This is a genomic window from Rhodococcus sp. WWJCD1, from assembly GCF_002258735.1.
Taxonomy (GTDB): Bacteria; Actinomycetota; Actinomycetes; order Mycobacteriales; family Mycobacteriaceae; genus Rhodococcoides.
On sequence record NZ_NOXY01000024.1, the window covers coordinates 102,890 to 110,530 of the forward strand.

6 protein-coding genes are annotated in these 7,641 nt (G+C 60.0%); 4 read left to right on the top strand and 2 right to left on the bottom strand.

The genetic code is table 11. The features are described 5' to 3' along the window. The first annotated feature begins 7 nt into the window (after window positions 1-7). The 4 genes from CH286_RS17325 to CH286_RS17340 are packed head-to-tail and all read left to right on the top strand — an operon-like array spanning window position 8 to window position 4,342. Window positions 8-2,458, top strand: coding sequence for an AAA family ATPase (locus CH286_RS17325; protein WP_255182692.1), 2,451 nt, complete (start codon window positions 8-10; stop codon window positions 2,456-2,458). Continuing rightward, window positions 2,455-2,811: a hypothetical protein gene (locus CH286_RS17330; protein WP_094609883.1), complete on the top strand. Its 357-nt coding sequence runs from the start codon at window positions 2,455-2,457 to the stop codon at window positions 2,809-2,811. The genes CH286_RS17325 and CH286_RS17330 overlap by 4 nt, the downstream gene beginning before the upstream one ends. Window positions 2,812-2,837: 26 nt before the next feature. Continuing rightward, on the top strand, window positions 2,838-3,776 hold the full coding sequence (locus tag CH286_RS17335; RefSeq protein ID WP_176458273.1) for a hypothetical protein: 939 nt from the start codon (window positions 2,838-2,840) through the stop codon (window positions 3,774-3,776). Beyond that, complete coding sequence (locus tag CH286_RS17340) at window positions 3,773-4,342, top strand: hypothetical protein (RefSeq protein WP_217902935.1); 570 nt, start codon at window positions 3,773-3,775, stop codon at window positions 4,340-4,342. Before CH286_RS17335 ends, CH286_RS17340 begins: the two co-directional genes overlap by 4 nt. 369 nt (window positions 4,343-4,711) lie before the next feature. Here CH286_RS17340 and CH286_RS17350 read toward each other — a convergent pair whose 3' ends face one another. Both CH286_RS17350 and CH286_RS28260 read right to left on the bottom strand, forming a co-directional pair. Further along, complete coding sequence (locus CH286_RS17350) at window positions 4,712-6,682, bottom strand: lipase family protein (RefSeq protein ID WP_141215863.1); 1,971 nt, start codon at window positions 6,680-6,682, stop codon at window positions 4,712-4,714. Window positions 6,683-6,818: 136 nt separating this feature from the next. Then, on the bottom strand, window positions 6,819-7,535 hold the full coding sequence (locus CH286_RS28260; RefSeq protein WP_255182693.1) for a hypothetical protein: 717 nt from the start codon (window positions 7,533-7,535) through the stop codon (window positions 6,819-6,821). Window positions 7,536-7,641 lie beyond the last annotated feature (106 nt).

Consider the following 7,641-nt stretch of genomic DNA (forward strand, 5'->3'; position numbering starts at 1 on the left):
AGTGCCGGTGCCCGTTGCCGACAATGCTGTCGACAGGCCACTCGTCGACGTGGTGATCGAAGCCATCGACGCGGACAATGACCTGTCCGACGAGGCCAAGTACTACGTTCTCGCAGCCCTGGACGGGCCGACAGCACTACAAGAGCTGCTCGACGGCATCTCGACCCCGCACGTTCCGGAGCCGTCGGGGAGTCAGCTCGTCGAAGAGCCGGTCGGTGCGTTTCTTACCTCGATTGTTGTCGCGGGATTCCGCGGCATCGGGCCCAAGGCAGCGCTGGAGCTACACCCCGCGCCGGGCATTACGATCGTCAGTGGCCGCAACGGATCGGGCAAGTCGAGCTTTGCCGAGGCGCTCGAATTCGCGATCACCGGTTCGAGTTACCGCTGGGAGAACAAGGCCAAGCTGTGGGCCGACACCTGGCGCAATCTGCATCAGGGAGACCCGTGTGAGGTGCGGGTGGGGCTCACGATCGAAGGATCCGAACCGACGGTTGTCGGTGTCGACTGGACTCCCGATGCCGCGCTGAAGGAATGCTCCACCTGGACTCAGGTGGGAAAGCAGAAGCGCAGCACCGGTACCGATGCACTTGGGTGGAAGTCTGCCGTCGAATTACATCGGCCGATCCTGTCCTACGACGAAATCGGCGGCCTGTTCGACGCGACGCCGTCCACCCTGCACGACGCCCTGGCCAAACTCCTCGGACTCGACGAGATCACCGATGCCGAGAAGCGACTGGCAGCGGTACTCAAGGAGGTCAAGGGACCCCGGCAACGAGCAGCGGAGAGCCTGCGCCAGCTCAAGACCTCGTTGTCGGATGCGTCGGACGATCGCGTGAAAACTGCTGCAGACCTGGTCAAGAAGCGGGTTGCGGATCTCGACGCGGTGCTGGCGCTCGCCACCGGAGCCGACGCATCGGCATCGCCCGCACTCAACGGCTTGAAGCGGCTCGCAGAGTTCAGCGCCCCGACGCAGCAGCGTGTCGACGAGGTGGTGGCCGAGCTCCGGGCAGCTGCGGCCGACACCGCGGATTCCGCTGATGAGGCGCTATCGGCGGTGGAGCAGCGCAACGATCTGCTCGATGCGGCACTGCGGCTCCACAGTGAGACGGGCACTATCGACTGCCCGGTCTGCGCGACGGGGACGCTCGACGATGCCTGGGCCGAGCACTCGCGCGCGCAGCTTGCCGAGCAGAGCCAGAAACTGGCCGCCTACAAGAACAGCCGCCGCCGACTCGACCAAGCGCAACACGCCGCAGTCGAACTGGTGAACGGAATCGCCGACGCCACCGCGGTGGACGGCGTCGACCTGCCTTCCTTGTCGAAGTACCGAAAGTCCGTCGCCCTGGCGCGCGAGCAACCGTCGAGTTCTTCCGGTGTGGCGGATCACTTGGCTACGACGATCTCCGCGGTTATCGAGTCTGCTGAGGCGCTGCGCACCGAGGCCAAGGAAGCGGCAGATCAGCGTGAGGACACGTGGGCACCGATTGCTGGACGTCTGGCCGCGTGGGCCACTCTCGAATCCGCGGCGCGAGGGGCGGATGAGGCCGTCAAGAACGTCGACGCGGCCAAGAAGTGGATTGCCTCGCATGCCAAGCAATTGAGGGATCAGCGGCTTGCTCCGATTGCCGAGCAGGCGCGCGACATTTGGGCGGAGTTGCGCCAGGAAAGCAATGTCGACATCGGTGCTATCAACTTGGTGGGCCACAACACCAGCAGGCGAGTGGTGATGACCGGCTCGGTCGACGGCGTGGACTCCGAGGCACTGTCGGTGATGAGTCAGGGCGAGCTGCATGCATTGGCATTAGCACTGTTCATACCGAGAGCGACTACGCCGAACAGTCCGTTTCGATTCATCGTGCTGGACGACCCGATCCAGGCGATGGATCCAGCGAAGATCGACGGCTTCATCAAGGTGCTGTCGACGCTCGCGAAGACCAGGCAGGTCATCGTGTTCTCGCACGACGACCGATTGGCCACTGCGATCAGGCAACTCGCAGTCGACGCGCGGCTCGTCGAAGTGACGCGCGAACCAGGTTCCAGCATCAGTGTTTCCGAGACTCAGAATCAAGCGACCCGCTATTTCAACGATGTGCGGGCATTGGTGCTGGACGAGAATGTGCCCGAGGACGTCAAGCGGCGAGTTGCGCCGGGCTTGTTCCGATTGGCTCTGGAATCGGCTGCGCAGCAGGTGTTCTACGCAAAGCAACACCGGGCGGGGGAGTCGCGGATGGTGACCGAAGGGCGGTGGTCGTCAGTGCACAAGACGCGCAACAAGATTGCCCTGGCTGTGCACCAGGATTCCGAACGCGACCTATCGCAGTGGCTGGGCTTCCGCACCGAACGGTTCCCGACGCTCCACATTGCGAACGCCGGCACTCACAAAGGTGCAGATCGACCGATCACCTGGGAAGTGGTGAACGATCTGAAGAAGATGGTCGACGGGATCCTCGCCGAATGACTACTGCTACGTCACCGGCAGTAGCGCTGAGAAATGCCGAACTGCTGCTCGACGGAAGTCATGGTGCTGCAGGCGGTTCGGCGCGTCTGGCTGCGTTCCTCGCTCGCCAGGCGTTGGAGGAATTGGTAATCGAGCGTTGCGTGGCGCTGGGCGTGGACATCGAACGGCCGAGTATGCGATCGCGGCTTGTGATCATGCGGTCACTTGGCACAGCCGAGAACGCCGACGCTGCAGCGATGGCATGGAACAGATTGAGCAACGCATGTCATCACCATGCGTACGAATTGGCACCCACGGTGGCGGAAGTGCGGCACCTGTGCGGAGTGGTTGCAGTGCTCTTGAACGGTGAATGAATGCGACCAAAGGAGATGATGTGGAAATGAACAAGAGCTTCTTCGTACTGTGGAACGGAAGTGAAGACGGCCTCGATCCTTCTGTTCGTGAGGAAATGATTGAAGAAACCGCTGCCGGCCTCACTTATCCGGACTTCTGGAGCTTCGGCCAAGGCTATGGTGATCCCCTGGTAGGGGATCATGTTTTCATGCTGCGCACAGGCAAAAATCGTGGCGTTGTAGCGGCCGGTGAGCTTGTCGCCGACGGTATCTTTCCTGGCGAGCATTGGGGCGAGAGCGGCAGGGAGGGCAAGTACGTTGACGTCAGCTGGAACGTGATGCTTGCCGACGAAGAGCGCCTTCCGGTTGAAGAAGTGCACCAAGCTTTGGCCGACTTCAAGTTCCCGGTCCTAAACTCAGGCCGGCTGATCAAAGAGCCGTCGGCGTCAGTACTGGCCGAGCTGTGGGAGCGGCATCTCGAAGAGCTGAGCCGCGTCACTGAAAACCCTTGGCTCGGCGGCCGCAGAAGTTCTCCCGGACAGCCGTCGTCGAGGCGTATCCCTCTGGAGCGCAACCGCATCAAGGAATATTACGTCGAAAGTTTCTCTTCCTATCGCGCGCGGCGTGCAGAGAGCGAGATGGTGCACCGATTCGCGGCCACGCTGACTGCGAGGAACGCGGACGTAAGCGGCTTCCAAATGAAGGTCGGTGATGGTATGCGCTCGCTTCTTGCAGACCTTTTCGATCACACTGACAACGTGCTCTATGAGGCGAAAGGATCAAGCTCACGAGAGGCGGTTCGAATGGCGTTGGGGCAGTTACTCGACTATCGAAGGCACATTGATTCGAGACCGGCGGTTTCGGTCTTGCTTCCTGACAAGCCGGTTGATGACTTACTCGCTCTGTTAAGGGAGCACGGCGTCGGGTGCGTATACGAAGATTCTGGTCAATTCGTTTACGAGTTGGCACCAGGGTTTCGACCATGATTCTCGACCCTGACGGTCTTCGACGCCTTGTAGATGCGCATGTTGCCTACGACGCGGCCACGTCCGAGGCCTATGACGAAGTCCTGTTCGACGTGGTGACCCGAGTTCAGGACGCAAAGAGCTTGGGCAAAGTCGACATTGGAGCTTTGCTGTTCTGGAAACGTTTGCGTGCCGATACGCCGTGGGTCATGGCATTGAACAGAACGCCGGACACCGTGGTCCGACAAGCAACTGGGGCAATGTACGTCGCAGCGAACAACGAGGTGACCGATACCGTATCGGCAGCCGGCGAGGCACGGAGTGCTCTGAGCGTCTTGCCGGGATTCTCCTCTGGCGACGCTTTGGCGTCGGCTCTGATCCTCGCTGCGGCACCGGAGCGCATGGCTGTTTTCGACAGGCGGGCCCTCGCGGCGCTGAAGGGTCTTGGCGTGAAAACAACAGCGAGTCGTGGGCAGTATCGACGCTACATGCAGATCGTGGAAGACATCAGAATGCAACTTGCAGCGCAAGACATTACGTGGCTCGCACGTGATGTCGACAAATCCTTATTCATGTTGGGTGGTTGATCATGGAGATTCCATGAGCTGAATGGTTCCGCAGGGAGAATGGTCCGTTGGTAGCGAAAGTTTGCTCGACGGTCACTGCTCCGGCTCCGCAGTCCGACGATGGGGTGCTTCGGGCTCTCCCCGCACAGTCGACCCTCTGATCGCAACGAACTCGGATCCGCCGACGACCGAGCATGCTGTCGCGGTTGGTCATCTTGCGGTCACTTGACACACCGGAGCGGTCCGACGTTGCAGCGATGGCATGGAACAGATTGAGCAACGGATGCCACCACCACGCGTATGAACTCGCGCCGACTATCGATGAGGTGCGGCACCTGTGTGGCGCGGTGGCGGTTCTGTCGGTGGGCGAGTGACGATTCAAGCCCAAATTCAGGCGAGGACGATCCGCGGTACAGCGTCTGGAGTAAGGTCTTCCGCTTCGATGAACTGCAACAGGTTCTGAGTCATGTCCCGCTCCGCGATCATCGCTACCACGGAAGGTGCTTTCGCATCGCTGAGCGCCTCAATCGTGTTGATCTGAGCGGATAGTTCTGCCACCGCTGTCGACGCTTTCGACCACAGATCTTCGTCGAAGTCCTGGGCCAGGGCTTTCTGCGCATAAGCAACGGCTACTGCGAGCAATAGTTCCTCGGGGCTCATCCGGCCAGCTCCCCGGCGATCAGAGACAGTTGCCGCTGTTGTGATGGCTGTACCCGTTCCAGCGATTCCGCCGATCGTGCCAATGCCGCCGGCTATGCCCCCTAGCTTTAGCGCGGGCAGCCCACCTGTCGCAGCTTTTGCTCTTACAGCTCTGGCCGATGCGAGCGCGACAAGGCCGATCGGTGAAACTGAGATGACTGCGACGCCTGCCCCAGTGATTGCCCGGCGCTGCCAGTTCGTACCCGGCTTGACCAATTTAGCCAGTTTGTTGTTGAACCTTCTTGCCGCACCAGCGAGCGTGTGTCCGAAATCCTCGGTCTGGCCTATCTTTTCAGCAAAACCGGGAAGGGCTTCGAAGTTGCTGTCCCCGACATTGATCTCGAATGGTGCAGTGAGGTCGCTGAACGTGAGGATGGTTAGCTGTTCGATAATCCTGGCTTTGTTCCAATGATCAGGTATCTTCGGTGTTTTTCCTTCGGCTAGCAAGTGCAGCTCGCGGGGGAGGGGTATTCCCCTACTATCTGCTTCCCATATATGGGTAATCAGCTCGCGGCGCAGGATCCGGATTGCTTCGGTGAAACGAGCTCTCACCTTAGCATCGGTGATCGCCTCAGATACCGCGTACCGAAAGTGCAGTTCCAATATCAAGGCGGCTGTATCGTCGGTCAGCGCCGTCGTCACCCTCGTGGTGCGTCGTGGCGTCAGGTCGGATTGGTGGTACACGCTGCCGACAGCTCTGGCTACGCAAGGTTGTTCGAGATAACCAGCCGAGCCATGGCCGATCTTGCCGATATTCACCCGAATGTCCTGTACATCAGCGAAGACTGTCGCCAGTCCACGTGCGCGGGTGACTGGGTCTCGTCTACTGAAGAAGTTCAGCCATGAGTTGGTCCGAGAGTAGGGGAAGTTGCCGATCAGTTCACGCCGCGACACCGCGAACAGTCCTGTGTGCGCCGGGCTTCCGATCGTGACCACACGACGGACCGAAACATCTTCCGGTAGCCGCGACAAGAGATCAACAGTCACGACGCTTCCCAGGCTGTGGCCAACTATAACTATCTCGCCTTGTTGAGGTATCGCAGCCAAAATCCGCGTCAGTAGTGCACCGCGTAGACCTTTCTGGTGCACATAGGCCTGAATCTGCTTGATTTCATCCGCGAACCATTTGTCGGGCACCCCTTTCAAAACCGCGCCCAACTTGGCATCCATTGCGTTCAAGTCGGGCAGCGGAAATCCAAGGCTCTGCGCCGAGGGGTCGGCACCGACCACCCGCGCGGCCTCGATTTGCCGGTTGATGAACTTAGACCGTTCTACCGAAATATCGGACTTCTCGTTGTTGACCGTTGGCTTTGGGATGCTCGCCGAGGCGTCCGGACTCAAGAGTAAGTCGCTGTAATGAGGTGCGATGACGTCTTTCGGGTCGATCACTGGCAGGTTTTCGGCCAACAAGCTTGTGTTGAGCGCGTCGAGCCACGCTCGGCTCGTGTCGCCGTCGCCGACACCGTGCAAGTAGATCAACTTCATTGATGGACAGCCCTTCGAGCGGAGCGGATTGCGTCTTGGTTCGAGCACGAGGTTAATACCGGCTGTTCGGCTTATGCCAGGCAACCCATAGGTCAATGCCGCCCGTAAGCGGAAATAGTCGCCGTAAGGTCGCGCCACCGAGGTGGATCGCCAGCCTGTGGCCGCGATATCCGGCATCCGGCCGGAACTGCAGCCCCACGCAACGAGTTCCGGCGGGTCACGCGGTTGCGGCGATCGACCGTGTCTCAATGTACGACAGAGTATTTCGCGACCACAACGTGAGCTGACAGCTCGTCCAATCGGTGTGTCCAGGCTAGAAGAGTGTCGGGTCCTCGGGGACGAGTTGGTCGGCGAATCGATAGTTGCAGCCGATGTCGATCCTCTCGTTCGGGTCTTGCTTGTCCCGGAACCAGGTGACGCAGGTTTCCGCGGCTAGTCGACGGTCCTTGGTGAACAGGTAGCCGTCGGTGCAGTCATCGAAGTGGTCCTGCAGATACCACTTGTCGAGAGTGATTGCTGCAGTCGAATAGTCGGCGAGCAGTAGATGTCCGAGCTCTGTGCGTGAGCGACGAACAAGGAATACGTGGTCCTCCATCACCTGGAGTTGAGCACACGGCACGTCGTCGGAATCGCGCTCGCTGGAGATGTAGTCGTTGGGACCGAGGTCGATAATGAGTGCCACCGGTTTCGCGAGTAGCGATTCGGCCAACCATTCTCGCGTGTAGACCCACGGGTCGATCGCAAGACGGGTGCCCGCAGGGGTGAAAAACGCGGTCAGTAGCGCCCCGCCTTCGACTGGTGCTCCCCAGCCGTCCACTGAGTCTCCGAGTCCGAACAGGTTGAAATCGGTCTCGTCGTCGCGCCACAGGGTTTTCGACATAACCTGACCGATCTGTATGTCGCCTTCCTGCTCGACTTCCACCGACCATCCGGCGTAGTCATGATCGAGGTCGGTAATCACGGCGTACCGATCTCCGTCGATGGTCGATGCGAAATGCCATTCTGGTGCGGCGTAGTCGGGTTGCTTCATGTATGTCTGAGGTTCCCCCCGGAAAGTGGACAGTGGTTACGCGGCCATGACAGGCGCGATCAGTGACTGTTCGTAGTTGGCGGGGCTGAGCATCCCGATTGTGGAG

Bases quoted from the DNA above. Each gene is read 5' to 3' on its own strand.
- CH286_RS17330 (WP_094609883.1), top strand. From the start codon at position 2,455: ATGACTACTGCTACGTCACCGGCAGTAGCGCTGAGAAATGCCGAACTG.
- CH286_RS17340 (WP_217902935.1), top strand. From the start codon at position 3,773: ATGATTCTCGACCCTGACGGTCTTCGACGCCTTGTAGATGCGCATGTT.
- CH286_RS17335 (WP_176458273.1), top strand. From the start codon at position 2,838: ATGAACAAGAGCTTCTTCGTACTGTGGAACGGAAGTGAAGACGGCCTC.
- CH286_RS28260 (WP_255182693.1), bottom strand. From the start codon at position 7,535: ATGAAGCAACCCGACTACGCCGCACCAGAATGGCATTTCGCATCGACC.
- CH286_RS17350 (WP_141215863.1), bottom strand. From the start codon at position 6,682: ATGCCGGATATCGCGGCCACAGGCTGGCGATCCACCTCGGTGGCGCGA.